Source organism: Streptomyces yongxingensis (assembly GCF_055597465.1).
In genome coordinates this window covers 9,837,738-9,854,176 of the sequence record NZ_CM145717.1, presented here as the reverse complement: position 1 = coordinate 9,854,176, position 16,439 = coordinate 9,837,738, and the positions used below count along the sequence as shown (strand labels likewise).

The 16,439-nt window shown below is 71.5% G+C and carries 1 protein-coding gene; it reads right to left on the bottom strand.

What is annotated here, in order from left to right; translation table 11 throughout:
* Positions 1 to 4: 4 nt before the first annotated feature.
* Positions 5 to 16,363 (bottom strand): type I polyketide synthase, encoded by a 16,359-nt coding sequence (locus ACZ6TD_RS42085; protein ID WP_471346692.1) that lies wholly within the window; start codon positions 16,361 to 16,363, stop codon positions 5 to 7.
* Positions 16,364 to 16,439 lie beyond the last annotated feature (76 nt).

Genomic DNA, 16,439 nt, shown 5'->3' with positions numbered 1-16,439 from the left:
GCGATCACAACTGGGTTCCGTCGAACGCCCGTTGGACCAGTCCGGCGATATCCATTCCATCGATCAGGTCGAGCTCTTCATCAGCGGACGGCCGGCTGCCGTCCCGTGCGGCCGCTTCGGTCCTGGCCAGCGACCGCAGCGCATCGAGCACCCCGGCCTCGCGGAACCGGCTGAACGGCACGGCGGCCAGTACGCGGCGGATCTCCTCCTCATCGGCGTCGGTGGCCTCGTCGTCGCCCTGGTCTCCCAGGAGCTCGGTGCGCAGGTACTCCACCAGCGCGGCGGGCGTGGGGTAGTCGAAGACGAGGGTGGCCGGCAGCCGGGTGCCCAGAGCGGCGCCGAGGGTGTTGCGCAGGTTCACCGCCGCGAGGGAGTCGAATCCCATCTCCTGGAAGGCACGCTGCGGTTTGACGGCCTCGACGCCGCTGTGGCCCAGCGCGATGGCCGCGTTCTCACGCACCGCCTTCATCAGGGCGCGTTCCCGCTCGGCGTCGGAGCCCGTGGCCAGTTCGCGCAGGAATTCCGAGGCGGATTCGTCGGTGGCGTCGTCCGTACGAAGGCTGTCGACGATCTCCTGAACGCCCGGCAGGTCACCGATCAGCGGGCTGGGCCGCAGCGAGGTGAACGCCGGGACGAACGCCGACCAGTCGATGTCCACCACGGCCACGAGCGTGTCGTCGTGGCGGACGGCGTGTGTCAGGGCCGCCATGGCCGCCTCGGGCGCCATGGGCAGCACACCACGGCGGCGCAGCTGCTCCTGGGCCGTGGCATCGGCGGCCACGCCGAAACCGTCGATCACACCCCAGGCCACCGAGGTGGCCACAAGCCCCCTGGCGCGGCGCCGCTCGATCAGGGCGTCGAGCTGGGCGTTGGCCGCGCCGATCAGCCCCTGGCCACCACCGCCCCAGACGCCGGCGACCGACGAGAAGACCACGAACAGATCCAGCTCCCGATCGGCGAGGAGCGTGTCGAGATGCAGCAGACCGTCGACCTTGGCCGCCAGCGTCTCCGCCAGTTCATCGGCGCTGGTGGCATCGGTCTGGGCGATCCGTGCGAGGTCGGCGGTGTGGACGACACCGGAGAGCTCGGGATACGCGGCGGGGCCGGTGAGCAGCCGCTCCACCGCGTCCCGGTCGGTGAGGTCCGTCGGGCACACCGTCACCTTCGCGCCCAGGTCGCTCAGCTCGTCCCGCAGGGCCACCACATGCGGCGCCTCCGGATCCGACCCGACGGTCAGCACCAGGTGCTCGGCACCGGCACCGGCCAGCCAGCGCGCGGCATGCCTGCCGAGACCCTCCGTACCGCCAGTGACCAGGACGGTGCCCCGCGGCCGCCACTCCGGCTTCGCCACTCCGGTGGGCAGGGGATGGCTCCGCAACCTGCGTACGAACGGGCCCGTGGCACGGATCGCGAGCTGGTCCTCATCGCCCGGATCGGCCAGCGCGGCGAGCAGGGTGCGGGCGGCCCGGTCATCGAACACCTCAGGGAGGTCCACCAGGGCCCCCCATCGGTCCGGCTGCTCCAGCGCCACGGCCAGCCCGAGCCCCCACACCGCCGCCTGTTCCGGGGCGCTGAGGCGGTCCGCCGCGCCGACGGTCACCGCGCCTTGGGTGACGCAGTACAGGCGGTGTCCCACACCCGGCGAGCCCGTCGAGCCCACGTCGCCGAGGGCCTGGACCAGCGCCAACGTGGCCGCGGCCCCCTCGGTGAGCGTCGCGGAGCCGGGGCGTGTGCGCTGGTCGAGAGCGAGCAGGGACAGCACGCCGCCGATGTCGTCGTGGTCCGCGAGCGCGTCACGCAGCATCTCGGAGAAGGTGGCGCGGTCCGGCGGTTCGGGGCCGTCGAGCCGAAGGGTCGTGGTGCGCAGACCCTGGCGGTTCAGCACCGGGGCCACCCGGGCCGCGTACTCCTCGTCCTGGCAGTCGTACGGCAGGACGACCAGCCAGGTGCCGGTGGGTACGCCGGAGGTGGCGCCGGGGAGTGGCTTCCAGGTGACCTGGTAGCGCAGCCGGTCCGCCGCGGACTTCTCACCGCGCTTGCGCCGCCAGTCCGACAACACGCCCAGCGCACCGCCCACGGCGTCCAGCGCGGCACGGTCCTCATCGCCGTCCGCAAGGTCCAGCGCTTCGGCCACCGAGCCGAGGTCCCCGCGTTCGACCGCGGCCCAGAAGCGGGCGTCGGTATCGTCGGTTTCGCTGGAGGCACCGGCCGGGCTCCGGTGAGCGGTGGGCCGGGCGTCATGGAGCCAGTAGTGGGCGCGCTGGAAGGCGTACGTGGGCAGATCGGGGAGGTGGACGGGCGGAACCGCGCCGCCGAACAGAGCGCTGAAGTCGATGTGTACGCCTGCCACGTGCAGTTGAGCGACGGCGGACATCAGTGCGCGGGGCTCGTGGCCCTCACGCCGTAGCGACGGCACCACCACGGGCTGTTCGGCCGCCTCTTCCGGCAGACAGTCCCCGACCATCGCGGACAGCACCGCATCCGGAGCCAGTTCGAGAAAGGTGCTCACGCCGTGGTCGGCAAGCGCCCGCACTCCGTCCGCGAAGCGCACGGCGGCGCGCACGTGCTCCACCCAGTACTCGGGGGAACGCACCGCCTCTGGATCCGCCAGCCGGCCGGTCACATTGGACACCAGGGGGATCAGCGGTGCGGTGAAGGACAGATCGGCGATCGCTTCCTGGAACTCCTGGAGCATGGGTTCCATACGTGCGGAGTGGAACGCGTGCGAGACCGCCAGACGCCTCGTCCGGTACCCCCGCTCCGACAACTCCCGCGCCACCCGCAGCACCGGCTCCTCATCACCGGAGAGCACCACCGCCGCGGGGCCGTTCACCGCGGCGATATCCACCCCGGGCACCAGCACCGGGCGCATCTGGTCCTCACCCGCGCCCACCGCCACCATCGCGCCACCCTCCGGCAGCGCCTCCATCAACCGGCCCCGTGCCGCTACCAGTACGGCGGCGTCCTCCAGCGTCAACACACCCGCCACATGCGCCGCCGTCACCTCGCCCACCGAATGCCCACCTACGACATCCGGCACGACGCCCCAGGACTCCACCAACCGGAACAACGCGGTCTCCAGCGCGAACAGCCCCGCCTGAGCGAACACGGTCCGCTCCAGCAGCTCACCGTCCCCGAAGGCCACCTCCCGCACCGAACCCGACACACCACCCGCGCTCAGCTCTTGGTCCAGCGCCTCGCACACCGCATCGAAGGCTTCCCGGAACACCGGGAACGTCTCGTACAACCCACGGCCCATCCCCACCCGCTGGCACCCTTGACCAGCGAACAACACCCCCAACCGACCACGTACCACCGAACCCGACACCACCCCCACACCCGACTCACCCCGCGCCACCGCGCCCAACCCCGCCAACGCCTCCTCACGATCCCCCGCCACCACCACCGCACGATCCGGCAACCCCGCCCGCCCACAACCCAACGCGAGGGCGAACTCGCCCAGGTCCTGGTCCGGTCGCAGATCCAGGAAGGCCAACAGTCGCTGTGCCTGGGCGCGCAGCGCGCCCTCGCCGCGCGCGGACACCGGAAGAAGGGCCAGGCCGCCCGGCAGCGACGGTGCGGGCAGGGCCAGGTCAGGGACGTCCGAGGGCTGCTCCAGGATGATGTGGGCGTTGGTGCCGCTGACGCCGAACGCGGACACCCCGGCCCGGCGCGGGCGACCCATCTCCGGCCAAGCCCGTTGTTCGGTCAGCAGCTCCACCGCACCCGCCGACCAATCCACCTGCCGCGTCGGCTCATCCACATGCAACGTCCTCGGCAACACCCCATGCCGCAACGCCAACACCATCTTGATCACACCAGCCACACCCGCAGCCGCCTGAGCATGACCGATGTTCGACTTCAACGACCCCATCAACAGCGGCTGATCACGATCCTGGCCATACGTGGCCAACACCGCCTGCGCCTCGATCGGATCGCCCAACGGTGTGCCCGTGCCATGCGCCTCCACCGCGTCCACATCCGCCGCCACCAGCCCCGCACCCGCCAGCGCCCGCCGGATCACCCGCTGCTGCGACGGACCGTTCGGCGCCGTCAAACCGTTCGACGCACCATCCTGGTTCACCGCACTCCCCCGCACCACCGCCAACACCCGATGCCCAAGCCGCTCCGCATCCGACAGCCGCTCCACCAGCACCACACCCGCGCCCTCGGCCCATCCCGTACCGTCCGCCGAGGCCGCGAACGACTTGGATCGGCCATCGGGGGCGAGCCCGCGCTGACGGGAGAACTCCACAAAGGCGTCCGGCCCGGCCATCACCGTCACCCCACCGGCCAGCGCCATCGAGCACTCCCCCGCCCGCAACGCCTGCCCCGCCAGATGCAACGCCACCAACGACGACGAACACGCGGTGTCCACCGTCACCGCAGGACCCTCGAACCCCAGCACATACGACACCCGACCCGACAGCACACTGCCCGCACCGCCGGTCATGAGGTAGCCCTCGGAGCCGTCGGGAGCCGTGTCGAGGCGGCTGGTGTAGTCGTAGTTGACCATTCCGGCGAAGACACCGATGTCCTGGCCACGGAGCGAGGCGGGGTCGATCCCGGCTCGCTCCAGCGCCTCCCATGACGTCTCCAGCAACAACCGCTGCTGCGGATCCATCGCCAGCGCCTCGCGCGGCGAAATCCCGAAGAAGTCCGCGTCGAACTCGGCCGCGTCGTAGAGGAAACCGCCCCGCCGCGCGTAGCTGGTCCCGGCGTGATCCGGGTCCGGGTCGAACAGGTTCTCCAGATCCCACCCCCGATCCGCCGGGAACTCCCCGATGCCCTCGGCCCCCGCCAGGACCAGTTCCCACAAGTCCTCCGGCGAGGCCACGCCACCCGGCAACCGGCAGGCCATCCCCACGATCGCGATCGGCTCGGTGGGATCGCCCGCCGTCCGCGCCGATCCGGTCCGTGCGGCGTCCTGTCCGAGAAACCGGACGTGCAGGAACGACGCGAGCGCGGCCGGTGTCGGATGGTCGAAGGCGAGCGTGGTGGGCAGCTCGGCGCCGGTCAGGTCTCGCAGGCGGTTGCGGAGCCGGACCACGTTCAGGGAGTCGAAGCCGAGGTCCTGGAAGGCCCGTGCGCCGTCGATCGCCGAGGCGTCGTCGTGCCCCAGCACGGCGGCGGCGCTGCTCAGTACCAGGTCGAGGACGATCCGGTGCCGCTCGGCCTCGGTGCCTGCCTTCAGCCGTTCGACGAAAGCCGTGGCGTTGCCATCCCGGAGCGCCGCGGTCTGCGACAGCGGCCGAGGACCCGGCTCACCCACTGTGGAGGCGTCCGATACGGGGGCGTCCGGCCAGTACCGCCGGTGCTGGAAGGCATACGTCGGCAGGTCAACCGTGCGCCGCGCGGTTCCCGGGAGCAGCGCGTTCCAGTCGACCGGGACACCACGGACATGCAGCCGAGCGAGCGCGGCCACAGCGGCGACCGGATCGGACTGTTCGCCGCCGTGCAACGTGGGTACGAACATCGCCGGGTCGGCGCCGTCGCCCAGCGCTTCCTGGGCCATGGCGGTGAGGACACCATCGGGGCCGAGTTCAAGGAAGGTCGTGGTGTCCTGGGTGTGGAGCGTGCTGACCCCGTCGAGGAAACGGACGGTCCTGCGTGCGTGCTCGACCCAGTAGTCCGGAGAGCAGAGCTGGTCAGGGGTGGCCAACTCTCCTGTGACGTTGGAGACGATCGGTACCGCCGGAGGCGCGTAGGACAGCCCGGCGACGATTGCGCGGAACTCGTCGAGCATGCCGTCCATGTGCGCGGAGTGGAAGGCATGGCTGACCCGCAGCCGCTTGGTCCGGTACCCCTGGGCCGCGCATATCCGCTCGACGGCCGCCACGGCGTCCTGGTCGCCGGAGACGACGACAGAGGCAGGCCCGTTGACCGCGGCGATGTCCACGGCACCCGGGGCTTCGGCCAGCAGAGACCGCGCCACGGACTCGGGAACGTTGAGCGCCACCATCGCGCCACCGGGCAGGGCCTGCATCAGCCGCCCCCGCGCGGCCAGCAACGCGGCCGCGTCCTCGAGGGACAGCACACCCGCCACGTGGGCTGCGGTCAGCTCGCCCACGGAGTGGCCGACGAGGAAGTCGGGGCGCACCCCCCAGGACTCGTACAGCCGGAACAGCGCGGTCTCCAGCGCGAACAACCCCGCCTGGGCGAAGACGGTGCGGTCGAGCAACTCCGCTTCGGGGGTCCCGGGCTGGGCGAACAGGACGTCCCGGACGGGGTGTTCGACATGCCCGGCGTCGACCAGATGGCGGTCCAGTCGCGCGCAGGCCGCGTCGAAGGCATCGCGGAACGCGGGGTACCGTGCGTGCAGTTCCCGGCCCATGCCCGTGCGCTGGCTGCCCTGCCCCGTGAACAGCACCGCGAGCCTGCCGGGGCTCGCCACGCCTCGCGCCACGGGGCCGTCGCTCGGCCCGGTGATGGCGTCCAGCCCGCTCAGCAACTCCGCACGCCCCGTACCCACGACCACGGCCCGGTGGTCGAATGTGGCCCGTGTGGTGAGCAGCGAGTGCGCGATGTCGTTCGGGTCGAGCCCCGGGTGGCTGCGGGCGAATTCGGCGAGCCGGGCCGCCTGGCCGTACAGCGCGTCGGCGCTCCTCGCCGAGATCACCCACGGTACGGCGGGGATCGCGTCCGGGTCCTCCGTAGCGAGCTCGGCGACGGTGGCCGGTGCCTCCTCCACGATCACATGGGCGTTGGTGCCGCTGACGCCGAACGCGGACACCCCGGCCCGGCGCGGTCGCTCCGCCTCCGGCCACGCACGCCCCTCGGTCAGCAACTCCACCGAGCCCGCCGACCAGTCCACCTCCGGTGTGGGGGCGTCGACGTGCAGCGTTCGTGGCAGGACACCGTGCCGCATCGCCATGACCATCTTGATCACCCCGGCCACGCCCGCGGCGGCCTGGGCATGACCGATGTTGGACTTCACCGAGCCCAGCCACAGCGGCCGGTCACGGTCCTGGCCGTAGGTGGCGAGGATGGCCTGCGCCTCGATGGGGTCGCCCAGCGCCGTACCCGTGCCATGCGCCTCGACCGCATCCACTTCGGCGGCCGACACACCCGCGCCGGCCAGCGCCTGCCGGATGACACGCTGCTGCGACGGGCCGTTCGGCGCCGTCAGACCGTTCGACGCGCCGTCCTGGTTCACCGCGCTGCCCCGCACCACCGCCAGCACTCGGTGGCCGTTCCGCTCCGCGTCCGACAGCCGCTCCAGGAGCAGCACACCCACACCTTCGGCCCACCCCGTGCCATCGGCCGAAGCGGCGAAGGGCTTGCACCGGCCGTCGGCCGACAGTCCGCGCTGGCGCGAGAAGTCCACGAAGGCGTCGGGTCCGGCCATCACCGTCACCCCACCGGCCAGCGCCATCGAGCACTCCCCCGCCCGCAGCGCCTGCGCGGCCAGATGCAACGCCACCAACGACGACGAACACGCCGTGTCCACCGTGACCGCGGGTCCCTCCAGGCCCAGGGTGTAGGCCACACGCCCGGACAGGACGGCCGCGGAGACACCGGTGATCCGGTGCCCCTCGACCTCGTCCGGAACGTGGCGCAGGCGGATCGCGTAGTCCTGGGTGTTCATTCCGGTGAACACTCCGATGGCGCTGCCGCCCAGCGTGGTCGGGTCGATCCCGGCCCGCTCGAACACCTCCCATGAGGTCTCCAGCAGCAGCCGCTGCTGGGGATCCATCGCCAGCGCCTCACGTGGCGAGATGCCGAAGAACTCGGCGTCGAACCCGGCGGCGTCGGGCAGGAAGGCGCCGTGCCGGACGTAGGAGGTGCCGGGGTGGTCCGGGTCGCGGTCGTAGAGCGCGGACAGATCCCAGCCACGGTCGTCCGGGAAGTCGCCGACGGCGTCACCGCCCTCGCTGATCAGCCGCCAGAAGTCCTCGGGGCTGTTCGCCCCGCCTGGAAAGCGGCAGCTCATCGCCACAATGGCGATGCCATCGTCCGAAGCCCCGCCCGCAGGTGCCGGGGCGGCGGGAGCGCTCGGCGACCCCAGCAGTTCCGTGTGCAGATGCCGGGTGAGCGCCCGTGGGCTGGGATGGTCGTAGAGCAGGGTCGAGGGAAGCCGGAGCCCGGTGGCGGCGTTGAGTCGATTGCGCAGTTCCACGGACGTCAGCGAGTCGAACCCCAGCTCCCGGAAGGCCCGTTCGGCGGCGATGCTGTCCGTCGAGGAGTGTCCGAGCACCTGGGCGGCATGGTGTGTGACCAGATCCAACAGCGTCCGCTCCCGTTCGGCGGGGTCCACTGACTCCAGCCGCCGTACGAGGTCGGTCCGCGGCGCTGCCGTACGGCTCACGACCCGACGGCCCGGTGGCACCAGCTTGTGCAGCAGAGGGACGACAGGGGCGGCCGCCGCGCCGGCGCGCAGGCCCGCGAGGTCCAGGCGGGCCGCCACCAGCGCGGGCGTGGCACCGCGCAGACCGGCGTCGAACAGTGCCAGACCGGTCTCCTCCGACAGGGCGGTCATGCCGAAGCGCCGGGTGTGCTGCCGCAGGTCGGCCGCGGTGAGATGTGCGGTCATCTCGCTGCTGAGCGCCCAGTGCCCCCAGGCGAGCGAGGTGGCCGGGAGCCCTTCCGCCCTGCGCTGCTGGGCGAAGGCGTCCAGGAAGGCGTTGGCCGCGGCGTAGTTGGCCTGTCCGGGGTTGCCGAAGACGCCCGCGGCCGAGGAGAACACCACGAAGGCGGCGAGGTCCGTGTCGCGCGTCAGCTCGTGCAGGATGAGGGCCGCGTCCGCCTTGGGGCGGAGGACGGTGTCCAGCCGTTCGGGTGTCATGGCGGTGACCACGCCATCGTCCAGGACACCGGCGGTGTGGACGACCGCCGTGAGGGGCGCTTGGGCGGGGAGCGAGGCCAGGAGGTCCGCCACCGCGGTCCGGTCCGCGATGTCGCAGGCAACGATGCGTACGGACGCGCCCAGCGCGCCGAGTTCGGACTCCAGCTCCGCCACGCCTTCGGCGGCCCCGCCACGGCGACTGACCAGCAGGAGGTTACGTACGCCGTGCTCGGCAGCGAGGTGCCGGGCGAGCAGCCGGCCCAGCGCACCGGTACCACCGGTGATGAGCACCGTGCCGGTCGGGTCCAGCGGCCGCGGTGGCGCTTCCTCGTTCGGTGTGGCGCGCACCAGCCTCGGTACGGATGCCACCCCGGCGGTGATGGCGATCTGCGGTTCGCCGGTGGCCAGTGCGGCGGGCAGCAGCGCGCCGGAGGCGTCGTCCTCGTCCGTCGCCACCAGGACCAACCGGTCCGGGGCTTCCGACTGTGCCGAGCGCACCAGTCCCCAGACCGCCGCGCAGATCGGGTCGGTGACCTCGCGCGTGACGATGACCAGCCGTGCATCCGTCTCCGGTGCGGCCAGCCACGCCTGGACCCACTCCAGCGCCTGTGAGGTGAGCGCCCGGAGGCCGTGTGTGGTGTCCGTCAGGTCCACGCGTACGAAGGGCGGTACGTCGCCGTGGTCGGCCAACGTTGTCAACTCGGCCGGGCTCGTCACCGTCACCATCGCCGGATCCGAGGTGACCGGTGGAACAGGGAGGGGGAACCACTCCACCTCGAACAGCGCGTCCTGCGGTTCCATCCCGGCTGCCGACACCCATACGTCGACCGGGAGCGGCCGCGACGTCACCGAGCCCACGGACCCGACCGCCCTCCCGGCTGAGTCCGCCAGCTGTAGCGTCACGCCGCCCTGACCGTCCGGGCTGATGCGCGCGCGCAGTGCGGTCGCGCCGGTCGCGGACAGGGACACCGCACGGTAGGCAACGGGCAGCGCCGATGCCTCGGCGTGCGTGTCGGCGTGGCCTACGGCTTCCAGCAGTACGGGATGCAGTGTGCAGCGCGCGGCTTCGGCCTGCTGGTCGTCGGCCAGCTCCACCTCGGCGAACACGTCGGTGCCACGGGTCCACGCCGAGCGGAGCACATGGAACGCCGGACCGATGCCACGTCCAGCCCGTGCCAGATCGTCGTACACCTGGTCCACATCCACGGGGGTGGCTCCGGGCGGTGGCCATGTCGCGAGGCCGATATCGGGCGCGGTGGTGGCCGGGGCGAGCGTGCCCGTGGCGTGTCGGGTCCAGTCCGTACTGCCCGACCCGTTGCCCTGCTGGCGGGAGTGGACGGTGAGGCGCCGTCGGCCGGACTCATCCGCCCCGCCGACGACCACCTGGAGCTGCACACTCATGCCCTCCAACAGCACGAGCGGGGCCTCGATCAGCAGCTCGTCGACGGCGCCGCAGTTGACCTCGTCACCGGCGCGCACCGCCAGCTCGACAAAGGCCGAACCAGGGAGGACGACCGCACTGGCGAGCGTATGGTCGGCCAGCCACGGGTGGGTGCTCAGCGACAGTCGGGAGGTGAACAACACCCCGTCCATGCCGGGCAGTTCCACCCAAGCGCCGAGCAGAGGATGCTGAGCACCGGCGAGGCCGACTGCGGCCACCTCACCACTCCGGGGGCCACTCTTCAGCCAGTAGTGCTGGTGTTGGAAGGCGTAGGTCGGGAGATCACACGCGATGTGTGCGGGGACGTTGCCGAGCAGAGCGGACCAGTCGACGGGGACACCGCGTACGTATGCCTCGGCCAGGGAGGTGAGCACACGACGCACACCGCCCTCGTCCCGGCGGAGGGTCCCGGCCACCACAACCGGCCCGGCATCCGCTTGCTCTGCCGCCGCCTCGATACTCATCGTCAGCACCGGATGCGCGCTCACCTCAACGAACGCCCGGAAGTCCTCCTCCAGCAGGCGCTCAATCGACGCGGCAAACCGGACGGTGCTCCGCAGGTTCCGGTACCAGTACCCGGCGTCCAAATCGACCGTGTCCAGCCACTCCCCCTCCACCGTGGAGAAGAACGGGATACGTGAGGACACCGGACGGACCCGCGACAACGACCGAGCCAACTCCTCCTCGATCACCTCCACCTGCCGAGTGTGCGAGGCATAGTCCACATCGATCCGCCGCGCCCGCACCCCCGCGCCCTCGCACTCCTCCACCAGCTCCCGCAACGCCTCCGGCTCACCAGCCACCACCACCGACAACGGCCCATTGACCGCCGCCACCTCCACCCGACCCGACCACCCCTGAACCAGCCGCTCCGCCTCCTCCACACCCACGGCCAGCGACACCATCCCACCCAAGCCCGACAACCCAGCCGCAATCGCCCGACTGCGCAACACCACCACCCGCGCCGCATCCTCCAACGACAACCCACCCGCCACACACGCCGCCGCGATCTCCCCCTGCGAATGACCCACCACCACCGACGGCACCACACCAGCCGCCAACCACACCCGCGCCAACGCCACCATCACCGCAAACGACACCGGCTGCACCACATCCACCCGCCCCAACGACACCCCACCCCCCACACCCCGCACCACATCCACCAACGACCACCCCGTCAACGGATCCAACACCCCCGCACACTCCCGAAGCCCCTCCGCAAAGACCTCCGACTCTCCCAGCAGCTCCGCACCCATCCCCACCCACTGCGCCCCCTGACCAGGAAAGACAAACGCCACCCGGCCCCGAACATCCGCCCTACCTACCCCACCGCCCTCCGCCACCGCCGCCAGCCCCGCCAACGCCTCCCCCCGATCCCCCGCCACCACCACCGCACGATCCGACAACCCCGCCCGACCACAAGCCAGCGCCACGGCCAGCTCCCCAACGCCCAACCCCGGACGAGCCTGCACGTACTCCAACAACCTCCGCGCCTGCCCCCGCAACCCCGCACCACCACGCCCCGACACCACCAACGGCACCACACCACCCGACGCCACCGGCACCGGCGCCACCTCGACCGCCACCTCCGGAGCCTGCTCCAAAATCACATGCGCATTCGTCCCACTCACACCAAACCCCGACACCCCCGCCCGACGCGGACGCCCCACCTCCGGCCACACCCGCTCCTCCGTCAACAACTCCACCGCACCCGCCGACCAATCCACCTGCCCCGTCGGCTCATCCACATGCAACGTCCTCGGCAACACCCCATGCCGCAACGCCAACACCATCTTGATCACACCAGCCACACCCGCAGCCGCCTGAGCATGACCAATATTCGACTTCAACGACCCCAGCAACAGCGGCTGATCACGATCCTGGCCATACGTGGCCAACACCGCCTGCGCCTCGATCGGATCGCCCAACGGTGTGCCCGTGCCATGCGCCTCCACCGCGTCCACATCCGCCGCCACCAGCCCCGCACTGGCCAGCGCCCGCCGGATCACCCGCTGCTGCGACGGACCGTTCGGCGCCGTCAAACCGTTCGACGCACCGTCCTGGTTCACCGCACTCCCCCGCACCACCGCCAACACCCGATGCCCACACCGCTCCGCATCCGACAACCGCTCCAACACCAGCACACCCACACCCTCGGCCCACCCCGTGCCATCCGCCGAGGCCGCGAACGACTTGCAGCGCCCGTCGGCGGCAAGCCCACGCTGACGGGAGAACTCCACAAAGGCGTCCGGCCCGGCCATCACCGTCACCCCACCGGCCAGCGCCATCGAGCACTCCCCCGCCCGCAACGCCTGCCCCGCCAGATGCAACGCCACCAACGACGACGAACACGCGGTGTCCACCGTCACCGCAGGACCCTCGAACCCCAGCACATACGACACCCGACCCGACACCACGCTCGCCGAGGTGCCGGTCATCAAGTGGCCTTCCAGACCGGCGGGCGCATCTGCTCCATCAGCGGAGCCGACACCGTAGTTCTGATGCATCATCCCGGCGAAAACGCCCACGTCCTGGCCCCGTAACGAGACCGGATCGATCCCGGCCCGCTCCAGCGCCTCCCATGACGTCTCCAGCAGCAACCGCTGCTGCGGATCCATCGCCAGCGCCTCACGCGGCGAAATCCCGAAAAACTCCGCATCGAACTCCCCCGCGTCATACAGGAAGCCGCCCCGACGCGCATAGCTGGTCCCGGCGTGATCCGGATCCGGATCGAAGAGGTGCTCCAGATCCCACCCCCGATCCGCCGGGAAATCCCCGATACCCTCACCCCCGGCCAGGACCAGCTCCCACAACTCCTCCGGCGACCCGACCCCGCCCGGCAGCCGACAGGCCATCCCCACGATCGCGATCGGCTCATCGACCACGCCCACGCCGGCGCCCGCGACCACGGCCGAATCCGGGACCGGAACCGGGACCGGAACCGAGGTGGTCGGCGTTCCCGGCCCCGCCCCCGTACCGCCGAGCAGCTCCCGCCGCAGCATGCTCCCCAACGCCACCGGTGTGGGGTGGTCGAAGGCGGAGGTGGCGGGCAGACGGAGCCCCGTGGCCTCGCTCAGCCGGTTGCGCAGCTCCACCACCGTGACCGAGGTCAGGCCCAGGTCGGTGAAGGCCCGCTCGGGCTCGACGGCCTGCTTGTCGGCCAGGCCCAGCAGGTCGGCCAGGTGCTCGCGGACGAGATCGGTGAGCAGCCGGTCCCGGTCGGCCTCGTGCGCGTCCATCAGCCGCCCCCGCAGAGCCACCGTGACGGCCTCGTCCACGGTGGCGGTACGGGCCGGAACGTCGATCAAGTCCTGGAGCAGCGGGGAGGTCATCCCGGACGGCACGGTGGTCGGGTCGAGCTTCATCGCGACGAGTTGGGCCTGGTCCACGCCCAGGGCGGCGTCCAGCGCCGCGAGCGCCTCCCGAGAGCTCAGGGCACCGGCCGTCTCGTCGGTCTCCCCCTCCCACGGCCCCCAGGCGATGGACCGGGCCGGTACACCCCGTATGCGCAGATGCTGGGCGTAGGCGTCGAGGAAGGCGGCGGAGGCGGCCTCCGTGGTTTCCCCTGCCGCGCCCAGCAAGCCCTTGGTCGAGGAGGACAGCACGAACGCGGCGAGGTCGGCGTTCCGGGTGAGCTCGTACAGTGTCCTGGCCTCGGCGGCCACGCGCCCGTCCGACGGCTCGTCCACGGCCTCCCAGGCGTGGACGACCACGCTCAAGCGGCTGGTGGCCTTGGCCAGCGCCCGCCTCAGTTTGGTGCGGTTGTCCAGGTCGCATTCGACCAGTCGGACATCGGCTCCGGCATCGGTGAGCTGTGCGCCCAGCTCGGCGGCCCGGCCGCCCTGCCCCGGCGGGGCGATCAGCAGCAGCCGGCGGACGCCGTAACCGGTCACCAGATGCCGGGCGATCGCGGCGCCGCGCCGGGTGTCCACTCCGGTGACGACCGCGGTGCCATGGGGGTCGAAGGCCACGGACACATCCCGCTCAGCGTCCGGACCCATGCCCAGACCCACGTCCAAGGCCACGCGCTCAAGCCGTGGCAGCAGCACGACGCCCGAGCGCACCGCACTCTGGGGCTCGCCCGACGCCACCGCCGCCAACAGCCCACCCGCACACGCCTCGTCACCCGGCTCGTCGAGATCGACGATGGCGATACGGCCGGGATGACTGGCCTGCAGGGAGCGCACCAGCCCCCACAGCGCGGCCTGTTCCGGGTTCGGCACGTCCTCGCCCGTGGTCGTCGCCACGGCGCTTTCGGTGGCCACCACCAGCAGCGCATCGGACAACTCGGCGGAGGCCAGCCACGTCTCGACGTCCCTCAGGACACCCTCGGTGGTGTCCGCGGAGGTCGACAGCAGGGCCACGGCGGGCGGGGGACTTCCGGCGGCCACCGCCGCTCTCAGGTCGGCCGTGTCGATGTGCTCGCCCGACTCGGTACCGTCGGAGGCCCGCAGCAGGCCGACGAGCCCGGTGGCCTGCCGTCCGAGCAGCACCCAACGGCCGGACCGGGGCCGCGATGCAGACGGCTGTGGGGCAGACGGCTGGGGGATCCACCTCGTACGGAAGAGCGCATCATGGTAGGCGTTGCCCACCGCGCGCAGCCGTGCCGGGCCGTCCAGCAGCCGGTGCCGGGTGACCTTGCCGGTCGCGGTGCGCGGGATCCGCGCGATCTCGTACAGCTCCTCGGGGACCTTGAAGTACGAGAGCCGCTCCCGGCACAGGGCGAGCGCCTGGGCCGGGTCGAAACCGCCGGGTGCGGGGACGATGAAGGCCACCGGGACTTCACCGAAGACGTCGTGCGGCTTGCCGACCACGGCCGCGTCGGCCACGCCGGGCGCCATCCGCAGGACGTCCTCCACCTCGACGGGGTGGATGTTCTCCCCGGCGCGGATGATGAGTTCCTTGAGCCGCCCGGTGACCGTCAGATAGCCGTCCCGGTCGCGGCGGGCGAGGTCGCCGGTGTGGAACCAGCCGTCCCGGAGCGCCTCGGCGGTGGCTTCGGGCTGGTTGTGGTAGCCCGCCATGATGTTCGGGCCGCGGACCCACACCTCGCCCTCGGTCCCGTCGGGCACGTCCAGACCGGTGCGGTGGTCGACCACCCGCAGGGCGAGGCCGGGGACGGGGAGCCCGCAGGAGCCCTCGACCCTGGCCCCGGTCGGCCAGTTGATGGCGATCGAGCCGGAGGTCTCGGTGCTGCCGTACGCGTCGATGAGCGGGGCCCCGAAGGCGTCCTCGACCGAGCGCCGTAGCGCCGCCGTGGTCACGGCGCCACCGACCAGGCCCACCCGCAGGTCAGGGGCGGTGAACCCGGGCGCCTTGGAGGCGCGGACGAGGTAGTGGTACAGCGTGGGGACCCCCGCGATGACCGTGGAGCGCTCCTGGCCCCACAGCTCCAGCACATCCTCGGCGGAGTGTCCGTCGGTGATCCGGGCGGTCGCTCCGACCGCCGTCACGGCCAGCACGCACACGATGTGCGAGAGGCTGTGGAACAGGGGCAGCGGCCAGAGCACACGGTCCTCGGCGGTGAGACCGAGCGCGGGTACGTACGAGGCGGCGACCGACCAGAGGCAGTTGCGCTGGGTGGCGAGCACACCCTTGGGCTTGCTGGTGGTGCCGGAGGTGAAGAGCATCCAGGCGATGTCGTCGAGCCCGTGGTCGTCGCGGGCCGGTGTGTCCGGCTCGGTGGTGGCGAACCGCTCGTAGGACAGGCAGCCCGCGGGGACCGGGTCCTCCCCCACCACCAGCACGGTCAGCGGACTCGCCCCGGGGTGCGGCCGGCGCAGCAGCGGCAGGTGGGCGGAGTCCGTGATGACGACCTGGCTGCCGCAGGCGGTGCGCAGATGCTCCAGTTCGGCCTGGGAGACGTGCGGATTGACCGGAACACCGATCCCCCCGGCGCGGACGACGGCGAAGTAGCTCTCCACCATCTCGACGCGATTGCCGAGGTACATGGCCACGCGGTCGCCCGGCAGCAGGTTCAGTCCGGCCAGATGGCCGGCGAGCCGGCGGGTGCGCGTCTCCAGCTCGGCATAGCTGATGGCGCGCCGGGCGTCGGCGTAAGCGGTCTTGGCACCGAAGCGGCGGCTCTGTTCGGTGAGGAGGTCCTGGATCGGGCGGATCAGTTCGGTGCGCAGCATGCCACCTCTACCCTCCCTGCGGTCAGGGTTCCCGGTGACGCGTCAGCGGCTTCACCCATTCCAGCTTCACACCGGA

Coding starts and splice junctions, on each gene's coding strand:
- ACZ6TD_RS42085 (WP_471346692.1), bottom strand. CDS start 16,363: ATGCTGCGCACCGAACTGATCCGCCCGATCCAGGACCTCCTCACCGAA.